Genomic DNA, 14,332 nt, shown 5'->3' with positions numbered 1-14,332 from the left:
CGCGTGCCTATGTCGTTTTAAGCCACGATCTAGAGAATACTTGGGTGTAATCACGCAATTAGAGAACGTCAGTGTGTTAAAAACCTCGAAACAAACTTTGCTTTCCGCAGCGGTTATTGCCGCTGCTTTTATCATCGCGATCATTGTCTTTGCTCTGAAGCCGCCACCAGAAACCGTCACCATCACGCCACCGGCTCTTTATATCGACGTCGCCATTGCCGAGAAACAAACATTATCTATTGCCGTTAACTCCCAGGGCACGGTTGAACCAAGAACCGAAACCACCCTCATTACCGAAGTGTCAGGCAAAATTATCGAGGTTGCAGCGCAATTTCAAAATGGCGGCTTAGTAGAGAAAGACGAGTTACTATTGCGTGTTGATCCGCGTAACTACGACGTCGAAGTCAAACGCGCCGAGGCCAATGCTGCCGCCGCCTTTAGCAACTTAATTCAGGAGAAAGGCCGGGTTTCAGTTGCCAAGCAAGATATAAAAAAATATCCCCGCAAATTCGCCAGCAAAGAAGCCCGCTACCTCGCCATGCGACTTCCACAATTGAAAGAGGCGCAGGCACGCTTAGACTCGGCCAAAGCCGACATTGCTCACGCCAAAAATAATTTAGATCGCACCGAAATTCGCGCGCCCTACCGCGGCATTATCAAGGCGCGAAGTGTTGATCTGGGCCAATTTGTTAGCCCAGGAACGCAACTAGGGCATATCTTCGCGGTAGATTTTGCTGAAGTTCGACTTCCTATTCCTACTGACCGCCTCGCTTATCTGGCGCTTCCAAATAGCAACGGCAACCAAAGCTCGCCGGCAGTAGTCTTAAAAAATGAATTAGGCCTCGAGTGGCAGGGCAATATTGTTCGTACCGAAGCGGTTTTAGATGAACGCAGTCGAGTGTTATTTGCCATCGCAAAAATAGACGACCCCTATGGATTAGAAGGCGGTGGTGACACCTTGCTAATGGGCAGCTTCGTAAAAGCTGACATCAGCGGTAAAAAAATTGATGGCTTGATTGCCATCCCGCGCTATATTTTGCGCACCGGGAATAAAGTCTGGGTGCTCGATGAAGAGCAGCGCATTCGCAATCGCGACCTCAAAATTCTTCATACCGAGGGCAAGCTCGTTTATGTTTACGAAGGTCTAAATGCCGGCGACGTTATTTGCTTATCGACAATACCCAATGTCATCGCTGGCACCAAGGTGAAAGTAAATAGCACGATAAAAACTAGCTCCCTCGTCACCTCGACGTCAAACCCGATTTCCGCCCTAGACACAACGGCGAGCCAGCTATGAATCCCTTACCGGAATTTGATACCAACAAGGGGATAATCCCTTGGTTTGCCCGTAATTCGGTAGCCTCTAACCTCCTCATGTTTGTCATTATCGCCATCGGCTTGGGTACTGCGTTTAATATTCAACGCACAATTCAACCTGACTTTGAAATAAACGTGATACGGATTACCGTTGCTTACCCCGGCGCGACGCCAGACGAAGTCGAAAACGGCGTGGTATTAAAGATTGAAGAAGCACTCAAAGATATCGAGTCAATCGAAAGTATTCAATCAACCGCCGACGAATCCTTCGCTACCATAACCGCTGGAATTTACGAGGATTACGATACCAACGCGGTCATGGACGAGATCAAAAGCGCTATTGACGGCATCGTGAGTTTTCCAGAGCAAGCTGAGCGCCCCACCGTCAATCGGGTTGAATTCAATAACCACGCACTCAATGTCCAACTTTATGGCGACCTCGATGAACGCGGTTTGAAGGAGCTGGCGGAGCAAGTCAAACAAGAACTCACTCTCGATGAAGACATCGCATTTGTGCAAATTAACGGCGCTAGAGATTTTGAGATTAGCATCGAGGTTCCTGAACATACCCTGCTCCAGTACGGCTTAACGCTCAATGAGGTCGCCGAGGCTGTTCGTCGCTCTTCCTTAGACCTGCCCGGTGGCTCAATAAAAACCGTCAATGGCGACATTCTTCTGCGCACCCGCGGTCAAGCTCGCAGCCAGTACGAATTCGAGCGCGTGGTACTTATCTCCAATCCCGACGGCACTCGTGTAACCATCGGTGATATCGCCACTATCAACGACGGCTTTGTCGAAAAAGACGGTTTCTCATTTTTTGATGGTCAAAACAGTATTGGCCTGCAGGTATTCGCCGTCGGCAATCAAGATTTAATCAAAGTATCTGATGCCGCCAAACGCTACGTCGCTGAAAAACGTAATAATCTTCCCGAAGGCGTGAACATTACCACCTGGGCCGACATCACATTTTATCTCGAAGGTCGGATGACCATGATGATGAAAAACCTCGGCATGGGTGCGCTGTTGGTTTTCATTGTATTGGGCATGTTCCTGAATATTAAACTCGCGTTTTGGGTGATGGTTGGCTTGCCAATGTGCTTTTTAGGCACGCTTGCGATGATGCCTATTGTGGGGGTCAGCTTGAATATGCTGAGCCTGTTCGGTTTTATTTTAGTGCTTGGTATTGTGGTTGATGATGCCATTATTATTGGCGAAAGCGCCTACGCCGAGACCGAAATCAAAGGTCACTCCATCGACAGCGTCATCACCGGCGCACTGCGAGTAGCCACACCCGCAACCTTTGGTGTGCTGACCACGATCATGGCATTTTCGCCGACGCTATTTACCGAAGGCGCTTTTTCACCGTTCCCTGAAGCAGTGGGCTGGGTAGTGCTTCTCTGCCTAACTTTTTCACTGGTGGAATCCAAGTTAATTTTACCCGCTCATCTGGCGCATAGCCGGCCCGGCACGACCGGCATCTGGCTCAAGATAGATGAAATTCCACGCTATTTTAATGGCAAGCTAAACTATTTTGTTGAGCACCTGTACCGGCCTTTTATTCACAAAGCCATTGCCAATCGCTATCTCACGGGCTCAATTTTTAGCGCTATGTTAATCATTACGTTTGGCATAATTGCCGGCGGCATTGTTCGTTTTGTGATGATCCCTGACGTCCCATCGGATTTCATCAAAGCAAACTTGGAAATGGTGGAAGGCACACCCGAAGCGCAAACTCGGCAAGCTTTTGACTATATCGACAGCGCACTCCGCAAAGTAGACGCTGATTACCAAAGCGCCCATGAAAACTCATCGAACAAGCGCTTGATCAATCACGTAGAGGCATTCGGCACTTCGGGTAGAACCCTCACTTTTATGGTAGAGCTCACTAAAAATGAGCAGCGCGATATTGACGGTGGTGAAATTGCACGGCGCTGGCGCAAAGAGATTGGTGACATTCCCGGGGCAAAAATCTTGTCTGTCAGCAGCGCCGATCAAACATCAGGTCCATCAATTTCGCTCAAGCTCAGCAGTAATTCAAACACTGAACTAGAAGCTGCAGCCAAGCAGGTTGAAGAAGCCTTAAGTCATTACAAAGGCGTATTCGACATCCGCAACGGCGCCAGTGCCATCCAAGACGAAATTGTGCTGGATATAAAACCTAGCGCCGAGGTGTTGGGTATTTCATCGGCATCGCTGGGGCGCCAGCTACGCGATGCTTTCTACGGTGCAGAAGCGCAACGCTTGCAACGCGGCAACGACGAAGTAAAAGTCATGGTTCGCTACCCGCCGGAAGAGCGACAAGCAATATCAGATTTACAAAACATGTATATCCGTTCTGCCGACAAGGCCTATGTCCCCTTAAGCAGCGTCGCCGATATGAATTTTGAACCTGGCTTCAGCCAGCGCAAACGTATTGACGGTGAACGCTCAATTACGGTAACAGCGCAAGTTGACAAGGACTTTACGTCACCAGACAAAGTCACCGCCAATGTGATGAAAACGCTGGTAAACGAAATCTTCCCCGACAAATATCCATCGGTCATTGTGAAGTTAAGCGGTGAAAGTGAAGAGAGCGGTGTCCTAATGAAAAGCCTTGCCATCGGCTTTGTACTCGCCTTATTCGGCATATACGCGCTGCTAGCTATACCACTGAGATCTTACCTACAGCCGCTGATCATAATGGGCGTAATCCCATTTGGTATTATTGGCGCCGTGTTCGGACATATCGTGCTAAATATGTCATTCAGTATGATGTCTTTCTTTGGGGTAATCGCACTGTCCGGCGTGGTTGTTAATGACAGTCTCATTATGGTCGATTTTATTAACTCGGCCATTGCACGCGGTGAACGCCTGCTAGACGCTGTGGTCGACTCAGGCTGCCTGCGTTTTAGAGCGATACTACTAACATCATTAACCACCTTCTTTGGGCTGCTACCCATGCTGCTAGAAAGCAGCGTACAGGCACAATTCGTGATTCCCATGGCGGTATCTTTGGGCTTTGGAATTATCTTTGCCACGGTGATTACCCTGATCTTAATTCCCTGCTTATATATTGTGTTAGATGACTTTAAGCGTCTAGTCGGTGGGACCTCCAAGGAAGTCGCCAGCACTACTACTTAAAAGGGCCAAAATGCCCACAAGGCAACAATAAGTGCAAAGGCCGCAGCAATTAACACCCCCGCTGCGGCAACATCTTTTGCCTTGCCAACCAGCTCGTGGGTTTCAGGCACCGCAGCATCCGCCAAATATTCCAAGGCCGTATTTAAGGCCTCAGCCATCCATACCAGCGTAATCGCTAGCAGCACGAACATCCACTCCAGCGATGTTAGGCCCGTCAACGCACCCAAGCCCACCACGGACATTGCAGCCACTAAATGCAGTCGCGCATTGTGCTGTTCAGCCACCATTGTAAGTAAGCCATTAAATGCATAAGAAAAACTAGCTAGTCGCGCCCGCAAGGAAAAGCCTTGTTGGCGTTGACGGCGTTCTGTTTTTTGCTTCATCGCGGTACCATAAGCCCTTTAATTTAAACTGATAGGTATGTCATGCCTGAATTCAAACACATCTCACCCCAAGACGCCCACTCAATGATAGAGGCGGGTTGCCAGCTCGCCGACATTCGAGATGAACAGTCCTACGCAATGAGCCACATTCCAAGCGCCAATCATTTAGACAACCAGGGTTTGCAGCAATTTATTGAACAAGCCGACCCTGATAAAGCGCTCATTATTTATTGCTATCACGGCAACAGCAGCCAAAGCGCCGCCCAGTATTTTGTAGAGAAAGATTTCACCGAGGTCTATAGCATGGATGGTGGCTTTGAAATGTGGCGACAATTATTTCCGCAAAATACCGCCAACACCTAATACGGCGAGTGGTGAGCACCAAAACTGATTGAAGAGTGTTAGGCGATATTAGCGAAATACTTGAAAGACCCTTTGCGGCGGCAGGACGCCAAAAACGCAACAAGCGGTAGCCAAGACTGCATGCTCTGGAGTGAGCTTACAGTCTAGCCATGGAGCTAGTTAGGAACTTTATTCAAAGGCCAGCGAGTGGCGCCATTAGGGCGCCACACACATCAGACAGTAGGCGTAGACGCCACGACTATCTTTAAGCTTTAAGACATCACTCCAGGCCGGCAATACGCTGTTTAAAACCGATAGCAGTGGCGATGATGTGCTCAGTGCGGCTTTGACCATGCCAGAACCAAGGATCATCCGCATCAGCTCTTCTTCGGGACTGAGTGGCAGTGACAACACGCGAGTATTAGCCGGATTTATACCCACCAAGCTGGCCGCAGAATTCACGGCCTGCTGTAAGCCACCAAGTTTATCTACCAAGCCTAATTCTTGCGCATCCACCCCGCTCCAAACTCGCCCTTCAGCAATGGGTTCAACCTGCTCCACTAATTTGTTTCGGCCATCGGCGACAATTTTTATAAACCGTCGGTATCCATATTCAACCCCGGATTGTATTGCACTGGCCAAGATAGGATCTAATGGCAGATCCGGGCGCAACTTGCCAGCGACAGCGGTAGTGCCAACCCCGTCAGTGCTGATACCCAAGTCCTGTAATAAATTATCTACTGTTGGAAACGCGCCGAAAATACCAATAGATCCAGTTAGGGTTGCTGGCGTAGCCCATATTTCATCGGCTCCCGCAGCAATCCAATAGCCACCGGATGCCGCCATACTGCCCATCGATACTACCAAGGGTTTACCGGCTTCTTGTAGCTGCTGTAATTCGGCGCGAATCACCTCAGAGGCGAAGGCAGAGCCGCCACCGCTGTCTATGCGCAATACCAAGGCCTTAACATTCTCATCAAGACGCGCTTGTCGAATCAACGAGGCCAAGCTGTCGCCGCCGATTGTGCCAGCAGGCTGAACACCGTCCACAATATTACCGCTGGCAACAATAATCCCAACCGACTCTTTAACTTCAACTAATAAGCTGCGATTTAAAGATAGGTAGTCTCGAAAGTAACTCTGCTTAAAGCTGCCGTCTTTATTTTTGCCAACCCGCTCAATTAGCATCTCTCTTAGCATGGGTCGACTAATAATCCCGTCAACTAGGCCATAATCTAAGGATGCCTGCGCCGCATCGCCACCTACATCGGCCATCACGCGATCGATCTGATTGACGTAATTATTAAACTTGCTCACGCTTATTCCGCGCCGCTCAACCACGGTATCGCGATATAAGGTCCAGAGCTCATCCAACCACGCCCGGTTCGCCTCTTTGGCGGCCTCTGACATATCATTGCGCAGCAGCGGCTCGACTGCAGATTTAAAATTGCCAACCTTAAATACATGAAAGCGTATTTTTAATTTATCTATAGCATCGCGAAAGTAGTTGCGAATAACCGCGAAACCTTCAATCCCGACCCCGCCCATATTATGAACAAAAATCTGGTCGGCAAAACTCGCTAATAAATACTGGTCTTGATTGTAGTGATTCGCGCTGGCAACCACGGTCTTGCCGCTTTCGCGAAAGGCCTTAATTGACTCAGACAATTCCAAGGTCTTACTCATGCCAATATGGTCAAGCTCATCAAGATGCAAGAGCAGCACCTCGATACGCGGGTCGTCTGTCGCCAGCTGAACAGCTTCAATCAAATCTGCCAGCAGTGTTTCTCTGGGCAAGCCCTGCGCACTGAGCTGCGAAAACGCATCTACCGCCGACAATTGATCGACCACTACCCCTTCGGGTGCTAACACTAATACTGCGCCATTTGGCACTGAGACGTGACTTACCGAGGTGAAAATCGCCATCCCAATACTGCCGATAATCACCAGAAAAATGATGTTTAAGGTCCAGCGTCTTGCGCCGTCGATAAAGCCGCCGAGCTTGGAAAAGAAACCACGCTTTTTATTCTGGCTCATACTGCATCATCCCTCTGTGCTGTTCTCTCGCGCCAGACTTGTGCCTGCCAACGAATAAATATTGTCGCACTGCAAAACAGCACAACCACCATCGCTAGTTCAATATAGTTAAACCAAATAGCCATGGAAGATAAAGCCTCAGTCACCGCCATCACAAAGTACAGCAAGCTGGCAAAACACATCCACGCAATCGGACGTAATTGGCCTTTAAAAATACCCGGCGCAAACATCAGCATCGGCGCAAGACGAATCACCCAAATGGTGATACTGGGCTGACGCCCCTCTTGAACCCACACCCAGGTTCCCAAGGTTAGGGTAATCAAAAAGCCGACATAACTCAGCTTCATTAACATGCCTGCAAAAGCAGTGCGTTTTTCTAATGCGGTCATGACCACCTCAGTGTTGCAATTGTTTACTTAACATTGCGACGCGCTTACCCAGCGCCGCCGCCAATTCAAGTTCTGTGTCGTCAACCGCCCGACCATTTTGCCCTGCAACGTGGGAGGCACCATACGGCGTGCCACCGGTTTGCGTGGTGGTTAATGCCGCCTCGCTATAGGGAATACCGGTAATTAACATACCGTGGTGCAGCAAGGGCATCATCATGGTCAACAAGGTGCTCTCCTGGCCACCATGCAAGCTTGCACTGGAGGTAAATACCGCCGCCGGCTTGCCAATTAGGGCGCCACTCATCCACAGGCCAGAAGTACCATCCAGGAAATATTTTAGCGGTGCCGCCATATTGCCGAAACGGGTAGGACTCCCCATCACTAGGCCGGCGCAGTGACGTAAATCATCTTCACTCGCGTACAAAGGACCGGTTTCCGGAATATCTTCTTGGCTTGCCTCACAAACCGCAGATACCGCTGGCACTGTGCGCAACCGCGCCTCAATTCCGAGCTGCTCAACACCACGGGCGATATGTTGCGCCAATTTTTCAGTAGCGCCGTGGCGGCTATAATACAACACCAGTACGTAAGCTTCGCTCACAGTGATCTTCCTTTAAATGGTGAATTAAATGGCAGGGCCATAGCGAACAGAGTCCGCGACCAAGACAGCGGCGGCTAGGCCAGTAAGGAAAGTACATTCTCCGGTGGACGACCTAATATAGCGCGCTCACCTTTTACTACGACCGGCCGCTCAATAAGTTTGGGCTCTGCCACCATTGCGGCAATCAACTGCGAATCAGACCAAGAGGAATCCGCCAGACCACCCTCTTTATAAGCGGTTTCGCCCTTGCGCAGCAGATCGCGGGGCGTCATGCCAAGCTTGCTTAGTAATTGGCTTAACTGAGTTGCGTTGAGCGGCGTTTCAAGATACAAAACGATCTCCGGCTCTACGCCATTATCGACTAGCAGTTGCAGCGTTTGTCTAGATTTGGAACAGCGCGGGTTGTGGTAAATGGTATACTCGGGCATATCACTCTCTGTCTGACACGGTAATAAAATTGGTTTCGCGTATTATACACGCCCCTCACCGAGTCTGACCCGCATTGAGCATTTGAATGAAGACTTCAGTTAGCCGTTTTGTAATTTGCCTGCTATTTATGAGTTTGGCAGCCTGCAGTAAACCTGATTTCAACACAGTATCTGGCAGTGGCGGTAATTTCGCGCAAGGCAAATGGTTGATCATCAATTACTGGGCTACCTGGTGCGGACCCTGCCGCGATGAAATTCCAGACCTTAATGAATTTATGTTAAAACGCGCCGACCTTAAAATTTATGGCGTGAATTACGACAATTTAAGCGGTGAGGCTTTAAACGCGGCTATTGCCGAGATGGGTATTGAATTTGATTCCATGCTGGCCGACCCAGCGCCGCAGCTAAATATTCCCCGTCCCCGCGTGCTGCCAACGACCTTGTTAATTGATCCTAAAGGTAATCTAAAAGCAACCCTAGTGGGCCCGCAAACCGCCGACACCTTAAGCGCGGCAATTACCAAAGCAGGCGCATCAGCGCCATAGCAAACCACTAACACGTATACCCATCATGTCATCATTAAACACCAGCTCCGCTGCGGAGCTGTGTTCGGCGGCCACGCCATAACAGACGTGTAAGGGCAATAAGTGCTCTTCACGAGGATGACTGAATCGCCCCTGCGGCGCCGAGCTCCAGTTAAGCAAGCGCGTTTCACGCTCAACCGAGCTCAGTGCTTTGTCGGTACACGTTGCAACAAGCCAGTCATCAAACACCACCGCACGCGCGATTGCATCGGCATATGAAAATGCCTGTAGGTTGTGAAACGACGAACCCGAACCAATCACCACAACGTTTTTCTCGCGCAGTACAGCCAGCGCACGTCCCAGCGCAATGTGCGCGGCTGGATCGAGAGAATCTAGCAGGGAAAGCTGAATACATGGGATGTCCGCCGCGGGATACATCAAGGTGAGCGGCACAAACATGCCGTGGTCATAGCCGCGCGCGGGGTCAATTAAGGCGGAAATACCGGCGTCATTTAATAATTGGCGGACATCATGCGCCAATGCGGGACTGCCCTTGGCAGGATATTTAAGAGAATAACTTTCGGCGGGAAAACCATTGTAATCATAGATCAGCTCGGGATGAGACGCGCCCGTCACCGTCGCCTGAGGTGCCTCCCAATGAGCACTCACTAAAACGATGGCAGCCGGTCTACCCAGTTGAGAAGCGATATTCCGCAAAAAAGCGCAGAGCTGGCGATGTCCAGGTTCGCCCAATAAGGGCAAGGGACCACCCCCGTGGGGAATAAATAACACCGGGGCTAAGTCCGGTGACGGAACTACCTGTTTTGGTATCACTGTTTCTACCACGTTGTATATACCCTTAATACTGAATTCAACTCAGCCCAGAATACCTTAATGCGGCCTGCCAATGGCTCATCATTTCATCGCTGTAGGCCACCAGTATAATTTCCTTAATCGCGCTCCGGAATTGCTCGCCGGCCATACTGGTCACTAAGGCCTCAAGGGCTATTCGCGTCGCCGCCTCATGGGGATAGCCATAAGACCCGCAACTAATGGCGGGAAAGGCCACGCTTCCAAGACCCTGCTGAGCGGCGATTTCTAGACTGCGTTGATAGCAAGAGGCTAATAAGGCCGACTCGTTTTGCGCACCGCCGTGCCAAATGGGACCCACGGTGTGGATCACGTACTTTGCCGGCAATAAAAAACCCGGGCTAATCTTTGCATCACCGGTATCACAGCCTTTTAAGCTACGACAATATTCCAGCAAGTCTGGCCCGGCTGCGCGATGAATAGCGCCATCTACGCCACCACCACCGAGCAGGCTATTGTTTGCCGCATTCACAATGGCGTCTACGGCCAAGCTGCAAATATCGCCTTGAAATAGTTTAAATATTGTCACGGTATTGCCGCTCACTCGCTCTCATTGCGAGCCATAAATTCTAATAAGGTTTGATAGACATACAATCGGGAAGGTCTATAAAAATGGCCGCCAGTAGCCGAGCTGATATCAAGCCAGCCCATGCTAAACGCGCTCAGCACAATGAGCTAAACGCCGATACTGGCGAGCTTCACCATAATATCTTTTAAAATACCGGCAACGGTTGGGTGCTCCACTTCAAAACCTGCCACCAACTCTTCCAGCCTATCCTGCAAACTTGAATCTTCCAGCACAAACTGCGGCCCGCAGCCCAATTCGCGATCGATGTCATCGACCAAAGCGTGCAATTTGGCACGGCTTCCACCGTCGATGGTTAAAACATCAATTTCTTTCTGAAGCTGGTTTAACTGATCGTGTAACTGTTTTGGATCCATTTCTGCTCTCCACTACGTCAACTATGAGCATAGCAAGTCTTACCAAATACGCACAGCAAGCATGGCCAAGACAGTGTTAATGACAGCGGTGTTTCAATAAACGCATACTTTCTTCATAACAGTCCTGCAACATCGCCTCTTCACCCGCAGACTGATAGTGACGAGACAGCATCTGCAGCGAGATCTCAACATTGCGTTTTAAGGACAGACCCCGCCCCTGCGGGCTTCGTAACATGTTTAACAGGTGACGATGCACTGCCAGCAGGCAATGACGCTGCAAGCAGCGATCTTGGCAACGGCCAAAGCATTCAGCCAAAAAATGTCCCGACACCATATACCGGTCAATATTGCTCAATGCCGGTAAATCATCGCCCTCTAAGAGCATTTCACTTAACTCAAAGCTGCAGCCCAAGTATTTAAGTGCGGCCTGCCAGTCGCGCTGCGCAAAGGCTTGCCGACCGGCCTCCATCCATTCATCCCAGCGGTTTTCTGCCACCAGGGTGCAGCGCTTAAGCTGCCGCCGATGAGTGGAACATAAAAATTGCATCGCCATATCGATCTCCTGTGTGGTGTCACAACAGAAGATATTAAATGATAATGATTATCATTTAAAGTATTCGAGTTCAATAATTTATGCCCTTCGCCACATCTCCCAAAAAGGACACGTCAAAGACCTGTTTAGCCATTGACCCAAGTACCGCTGCTTAGCGAGACTAAAAAAACTAATAACTAGGATAAAACCATGAGTATTCAGCAATTATTCTCACTCTCTGGAGACGTCGCCTTAGTCACTGGCGCTGGCCGCGGCATTGGTCGCGGTATCGCGGTCGCCTTTGCTGAGGCTGGCGCCTCGGTAATATGTGCTGCCAGAACCCAGGCCGATATTGATGAGTGCGCCGCTCTTTGCAACGCCGCCTTACAGGAACATCACCCCAATAGTGGCGCCAAAGCCATCGCCTTGAGCTGCGACGTTAGTGACGAAAGCGCGCTCGAAGAACTCGTCAAGAAAAGCGCCGAGGCCTTCGGGAAAATTAGTATTCTGGTGAACAATGCCGGCGGTGCTTACCCCAATGATCCGCTTAAAACCACAGGCAAAACCTTTAATCGCGATTTCAACTTCAATGTCACCAGCGCCTTTAATCTCACTCGCCTTTGCCACCCCTACCTACAGGAGCACAAGGGCCGAGTGATCAATATTATTTCGGCGTCATCGCGCTATTCCCAAGCAGGCTTCAGTAGCTATGGCACAGCTAAAGCCGCACTTGAGCATCTCACAAAATTGCTGGCGGCAGACTTTGCCCCCACCATTCGCGTCAACGGCATATCCCCCGGCACAATTTTAACAGAGGCTTTAGGTCAGTATCTCAACGAAGAAATTCAAGAAAAAATGACCGCCTTAACGCCCATGAAAGCCCTCGGTGAGCCCCAGGATATTGCCGCTGCGGCGCTGTATCTTGCCTCCACCGCGTCCCGCTGGGTTACCGGTAAAATCATCGAGGTAGACGGCGGCGCCGAATCGACTACCTGGCCTTTTTAATTCCTAAAAATAGTGAAACCACTGCCCACCTCACCCCCAGCGCAGGCTATTCAGCCTGCGCTGTTATTGTGCTTAGCATCTTGTCCATGTGTATAATTACGGCTGAATTTCTAAATTGAAGCAATAATCATCAGCTCTCAGTAAGCCTAAATTCTCAACAATCTCCAGCAAGGTAGATAAATATATGGACGCAATTGCCCTCCAAGAAATAATCGCACAATACGCCCCAGACGCCATGGCCATCGGGATTCGCGCGGCGAGTGCCTTGGCAATGATATTAATCGGCTATTGGGCCGCCAAGTTCATTTCCGGCCTCACCCGTAAAGCGATGGTAAAACGTGACATTGATTCCACGCTAACGAACTTCCTCGCCAAACTGGTGTTCTGCATTCTTTTTGCGCTGGCAGCGATACCCGCTCTAGCCCACGCGGGAATCCAGACCGCTTCGGTAATTGCCGCCTTAGGTGCTGCAGGCTTGGCAGTGGGTTTGGCATTACAAGGTTCGCTGGCAAATTTTGCCGCTGGCGTTTTGCTGATTGCCTTCCGACCCTGCCGCGTTGGCGACTGGATCGACGCGGGTGGCTGCTCAGGTTCTGTAGAGAGTATTAGCTTATTTTCTACCATATTACTGACCGGTGATTACAAGCGCATCGTTATACCCAACGCCAAAGTCATGAGCGACGCGATTACTAACTACAGCGCCATGCCGCGCCGCCGTATTGATTTAATAGTCGGTATTTCCTACGACGCAGACATGCGCGTCGCCAAAGAAATTTTACAAAAACTAGTTGCTGCTGACGAACGTATCCTAAAGGACCCCGCGCCAACCATCGCGGTGTCTGAGCTTGCTAACTCCTCAGTCAATTTAGTGTGTCGCCCATGGGTGGCCACCTCCGACTACTGGCCAACACGCTGGAAGCTCACCGAGGACATCAAAACTGAATTTGACGCTGCCGGCGTAGGCATACCCTACCCACAAATGGATGTGCATTTTCACAAGCAAGCCTAAGAGAATTAACCGTGACCAGAGAGCGCTATGCAGCGCTCTCTCAACATAAGCATTACAAGGTTTTATTAACTTCAAAATTAAGGGACACAATGAAATATCTTAATAGCACCCTGGTAGCCGTCGCTGCCACCGTGGCGGCCAACGGCGTATTCGCCCAAGACGCAGCAGCAACAAAGCTCTGGAAAGGTGATGTAGAATTTGGCTATTACCAGCAAGAAGGAAATACCGAAGAATCCAGCGTGATAGGCAAAACCAATGCCAAGCGTAGCAGCGGCAAATGGACCTACGACATCAGCGCTGAAGGACAGAATAGTGAAGCCAGCGGCATACGTGCAGCCGAGCGCTACTTTTTAAGTAATCGTTTAGCCTACGATTTCAGTGAATTCAACTATACCTTCGGCTACGCCTCAGCCGATAAAGACCGCTTTAGTGGTTTTGTCTATCAAGCGACTATCGCGGGTGGTTATGGCCGACGCTTACTAAAAAACGACCGCTTCACTTGGGATGCTGAAATCGGCCCCGGTGCACGGGTTAGCGAGTTTGAGAACCCCAGCGATGCGGGCGACGGTCAAATCACAGAAGCGATTTTACGCCTGTCGACTGACTTCGCGTGGGCATTATCTGAAACCGCAACCTTTGAACAGAAGCTAGCGGTTGAGCGCGGTGATCAAAATACTGTGTCTAGATCAATCACGTCATTGAAGACCAAGATTGTTGGCGGTTTAGGTTTAAAGATCAGCTATACAATGGAATACAACGAAGTTGTCCCCAATGAAACTGTGCATCTAGATCGCGAGACATCCGTTACCTTGGTTTATAATTACTGATTGCTG

At 50.0% G+C, this 14,332-nt stretch carries 16 protein-coding genes; 7 read left to right on the top strand and 9 right to left on the bottom strand.

Translation table 11 applies throughout. The features are described from left to right. The first annotated feature begins 40 nt into the window (after positions 1-40). Entirely contained in the window at positions 41-1,297 is a 1,257-nt protein-coding gene (locus tag AB4875_RS06615; RefSeq protein ID WP_368375262.1) for an efflux RND transporter periplasmic adaptor subunit, read from the top strand. Then, on the top strand, positions 1,294-4,437 hold the full coding sequence (locus AB4875_RS06610) for an efflux RND transporter permease subunit (RefSeq protein ID WP_368375261.1): 3,144 nt from the start codon (positions 1,294-1,296) through the stop codon (positions 4,435-4,437). Before AB4875_RS06615 ends, AB4875_RS06610 begins: the two co-directional genes overlap by 4 nt. Here AB4875_RS06610 and AB4875_RS06605 read toward each other — a convergent pair. Beyond that, on the bottom strand, positions 4,434-4,820 hold the full coding sequence (locus AB4875_RS06605) for a diacylglycerol kinase family protein (RefSeq protein ID WP_368375260.1): 387 nt from the start codon (positions 4,818-4,820) through the stop codon (positions 4,434-4,436). The two genes, AB4875_RS06610 and AB4875_RS06605, sit on opposite strands and share 4 nt — an antisense overlap. A gap of 42 nt (positions 4,821-4,862) precedes the next feature. Between AB4875_RS06605 and glpE the strand changes: the two genes are divergently transcribed. Continuing rightward, positions 4,863-5,183: a thiosulfate sulfurtransferase GlpE gene (gene glpE, locus AB4875_RS06600; protein WP_368375259.1), complete on the top strand. Its 321-nt coding sequence runs from the start codon at positions 4,863-4,865 to the stop codon at positions 5,181-5,183. Between the two features lie 195 nt (positions 5,184-5,378). Here glpE and sppA read toward each other — a convergent pair whose 3' ends face one another. The 4 genes from sppA to arsC all read right to left on the bottom strand — a co-directional run bounded on the left by sppA (position 5,379) and on the right by arsC (position 8,617). Further along, entirely contained in the window at positions 5,379-7,199 is a 1,821-nt protein-coding gene (gene sppA / locus AB4875_RS06595) for a signal peptide peptidase SppA (protein WP_368375258.1), read from the bottom strand. After that, positions 7,196-7,588 carry a DUF2069 domain-containing protein gene (locus tag AB4875_RS06590; protein WP_368375257.1) on the bottom strand — a complete coding sequence of 131 codons (393 nt, stop codon included), beginning with the start codon at positions 7,586-7,588 and terminating at the stop codon, positions 7,196-7,198. The genes sppA and AB4875_RS06590 overlap by 4 nt, the downstream gene beginning before the upstream one ends. A gap of 7 nt (positions 7,589-7,595) precedes the next feature. Further along, positions 7,596-8,189: an NAD(P)H:quinone oxidoreductase gene (gene wrbA / locus AB4875_RS06585; protein WP_368375256.1), complete on the bottom strand. Its 594-nt coding sequence runs from the start codon at positions 8,187-8,189 to the stop codon at positions 7,596-7,598. A 74-nt stretch (positions 8,190-8,263) separates the two neighbouring features. After that, the gene (gene arsC / locus AB4875_RS06580; RefSeq protein ID WP_368375255.1) at positions 8,264-8,617 is read right to left on the bottom strand and encodes an arsenate reductase (glutaredoxin); all 354 of its coding nucleotides are present in this window, start codon (positions 8,615-8,617) and stop codon (positions 8,264-8,266) included. Between the two features lie 86 nt (positions 8,618-8,703). Between arsC and AB4875_RS06575 the strand changes: the two genes are divergently transcribed. Further along, on the top strand, positions 8,704-9,162 hold the full coding sequence (locus AB4875_RS06575) for a TlpA family protein disulfide reductase (RefSeq protein ID WP_368375254.1): 459 nt from the start codon (positions 8,704-8,706) through the stop codon (positions 9,160-9,162). On the opposite strand, the gene AB4875_RS06570 is transcribed toward AB4875_RS06575, so the two are convergent. From AB4875_RS06570 to AB4875_RS06555, 4 genes are all read right to left on the bottom strand, one after another. Further along, the gene (locus AB4875_RS06570; protein ID WP_368375253.1) at positions 9,151-9,987 is read right to left on the bottom strand and encodes a DODA-type extradiol aromatic ring-opening family dioxygenase; all 837 of its coding nucleotides are present in this window, start codon (positions 9,985-9,987) and stop codon (positions 9,151-9,153) included. The genes AB4875_RS06575 and AB4875_RS06570 overlap by 12 nt on opposite strands. A gap of 25 nt (positions 9,988-10,012) precedes the next feature. Continuing rightward, positions 10,013-10,540 carry an O-acetyl-ADP-ribose deacetylase gene (locus AB4875_RS06565; protein ID WP_368375252.1) on the bottom strand — a complete coding sequence of 176 codons (528 nt, stop codon included), beginning with the start codon at positions 10,538-10,540 and terminating at the stop codon, positions 10,013-10,015. A gap of 146 nt (positions 10,541-10,686) precedes the next feature. Beyond that, entirely contained in the window at positions 10,687-10,953 is a 267-nt protein-coding gene (locus AB4875_RS06560) for a DUF4404 family protein (RefSeq protein WP_368375251.1), read from the bottom strand. 76 nt (positions 10,954-11,029) lie between these two features. Then, a complete protein-coding gene (locus tag AB4875_RS06555) occupies positions 11,030-11,506 on the bottom strand; it encodes a hypothetical protein (RefSeq protein WP_368375250.1) in 477 nt (158 codons plus the stop codon). 189 nt (positions 11,507-11,695) lie between these two features. Here AB4875_RS06555 and AB4875_RS06550 point away from each other — a divergent pair, with 189 nt between their 5' ends. From AB4875_RS06550 to AB4875_RS06540, 3 genes are all read left to right on the top strand, one after another. Further along, positions 11,696-12,490, top strand: a complete 795-nt coding sequence (locus AB4875_RS06550; RefSeq protein WP_368375249.1) for a glucose 1-dehydrogenase — start codon at positions 11,696-11,698, stop codon at positions 12,488-12,490. 184 nt (positions 12,491-12,674) lie between these two features. Continuing rightward, positions 12,675-13,499: a mechanosensitive ion channel family protein gene (locus tag AB4875_RS06545; protein WP_368375248.1), complete on the top strand. Its 825-nt coding sequence runs from the start codon at positions 12,675-12,677 to the stop codon at positions 13,497-13,499. An 89-nt stretch (positions 13,500-13,588) separates the two neighbouring features. Next, a complete protein-coding gene (locus AB4875_RS06540; RefSeq protein WP_368375247.1) occupies positions 13,589-14,326 on the top strand; it encodes a DUF481 domain-containing protein in 738 nt (245 codons plus the stop codon). Positions 14,327-14,332 lie beyond the last annotated feature (6 nt).

Origin of the sequence: Zhongshania sp. R06B22 (assembly GCF_040892595.1) — a bacterium.
Lineage (GTDB): Bacteria > Pseudomonadota > Gammaproteobacteria > Pseudomonadales > Spongiibacteraceae > Spongiibacter > Spongiibacter arctica.
The sequence above is the reverse complement of the archived record's forward strand: the minus strand, read 5'-3'. Positions and strand labels throughout refer to the sequence as shown.

Excerpts from the sequence above, each read along its gene's own strand:
- AB4875_RS06610 (WP_368375261.1), top strand. The coding sequence starts at position 1,294 with ATGAATCCCTTACCGGAATTTGATACCAACAAGGGGATAATCCCTTGG.
- AB4875_RS06605 (WP_368375260.1), bottom strand. The coding sequence starts at position 4,820 with ATGAAGCAAAAAACAGAACGCCGTCAACGCCAACAAGGCTTTTCCTTG.
- glpE (WP_368375259.1), top strand. The coding sequence starts at position 4,863 with ATGCCTGAATTCAAACACATCTCACCCCAAGACGCCCACTCAATGATA.
- sppA (WP_368375258.1), bottom strand. The coding sequence starts at position 7,199 with ATGAGCCAGAATAAAAAGCGTGGTTTCTTTTCCAAGCTCGGCGGCTTT.
- AB4875_RS06590 (WP_368375257.1), bottom strand. The coding sequence starts at position 7,588 with ATGACCGCATTAGAAAAACGCACTGCTTTTGCAGGCATGTTAATGAAG.
- arsC (WP_368375255.1), bottom strand. The coding sequence starts at position 8,617 with ATGCCCGAGTATACCATTTACCACAACCCGCGCTGTTCCAAATCTAGA.
- AB4875_RS06575 (WP_368375254.1), top strand. The coding sequence starts at position 8,704 with ATGAAGACTTCAGTTAGCCGTTTTGTAATTTGCCTGCTATTTATGAGT.
- AB4875_RS06560 (WP_368375251.1), bottom strand. The coding sequence starts at position 10,953 with ATGGATCCAAAACAGTTACACGATCAGTTAAACCAGCTTCAGAAAGAA.
- AB4875_RS06555 (WP_368375250.1), bottom strand. The coding sequence starts at position 11,506 with ATGGCGATGCAATTTTTATGTTCCACTCATCGGCGGCAGCTTAAGCGC.
- AB4875_RS06550 (WP_368375249.1), top strand. The coding sequence starts at position 11,696 with ATGAGTATTCAGCAATTATTCTCACTCTCTGGAGACGTCGCCTTAGTC.
- AB4875_RS06545 (WP_368375248.1), top strand. The coding sequence starts at position 12,675 with ATGGACGCAATTGCCCTCCAAGAAATAATCGCACAATACGCCCCAGAC.
- AB4875_RS06540 (WP_368375247.1), top strand. The coding sequence starts at position 13,589 with ATGAAATATCTTAATAGCACCCTGGTAGCCGTCGCTGCCACCGTGGCG.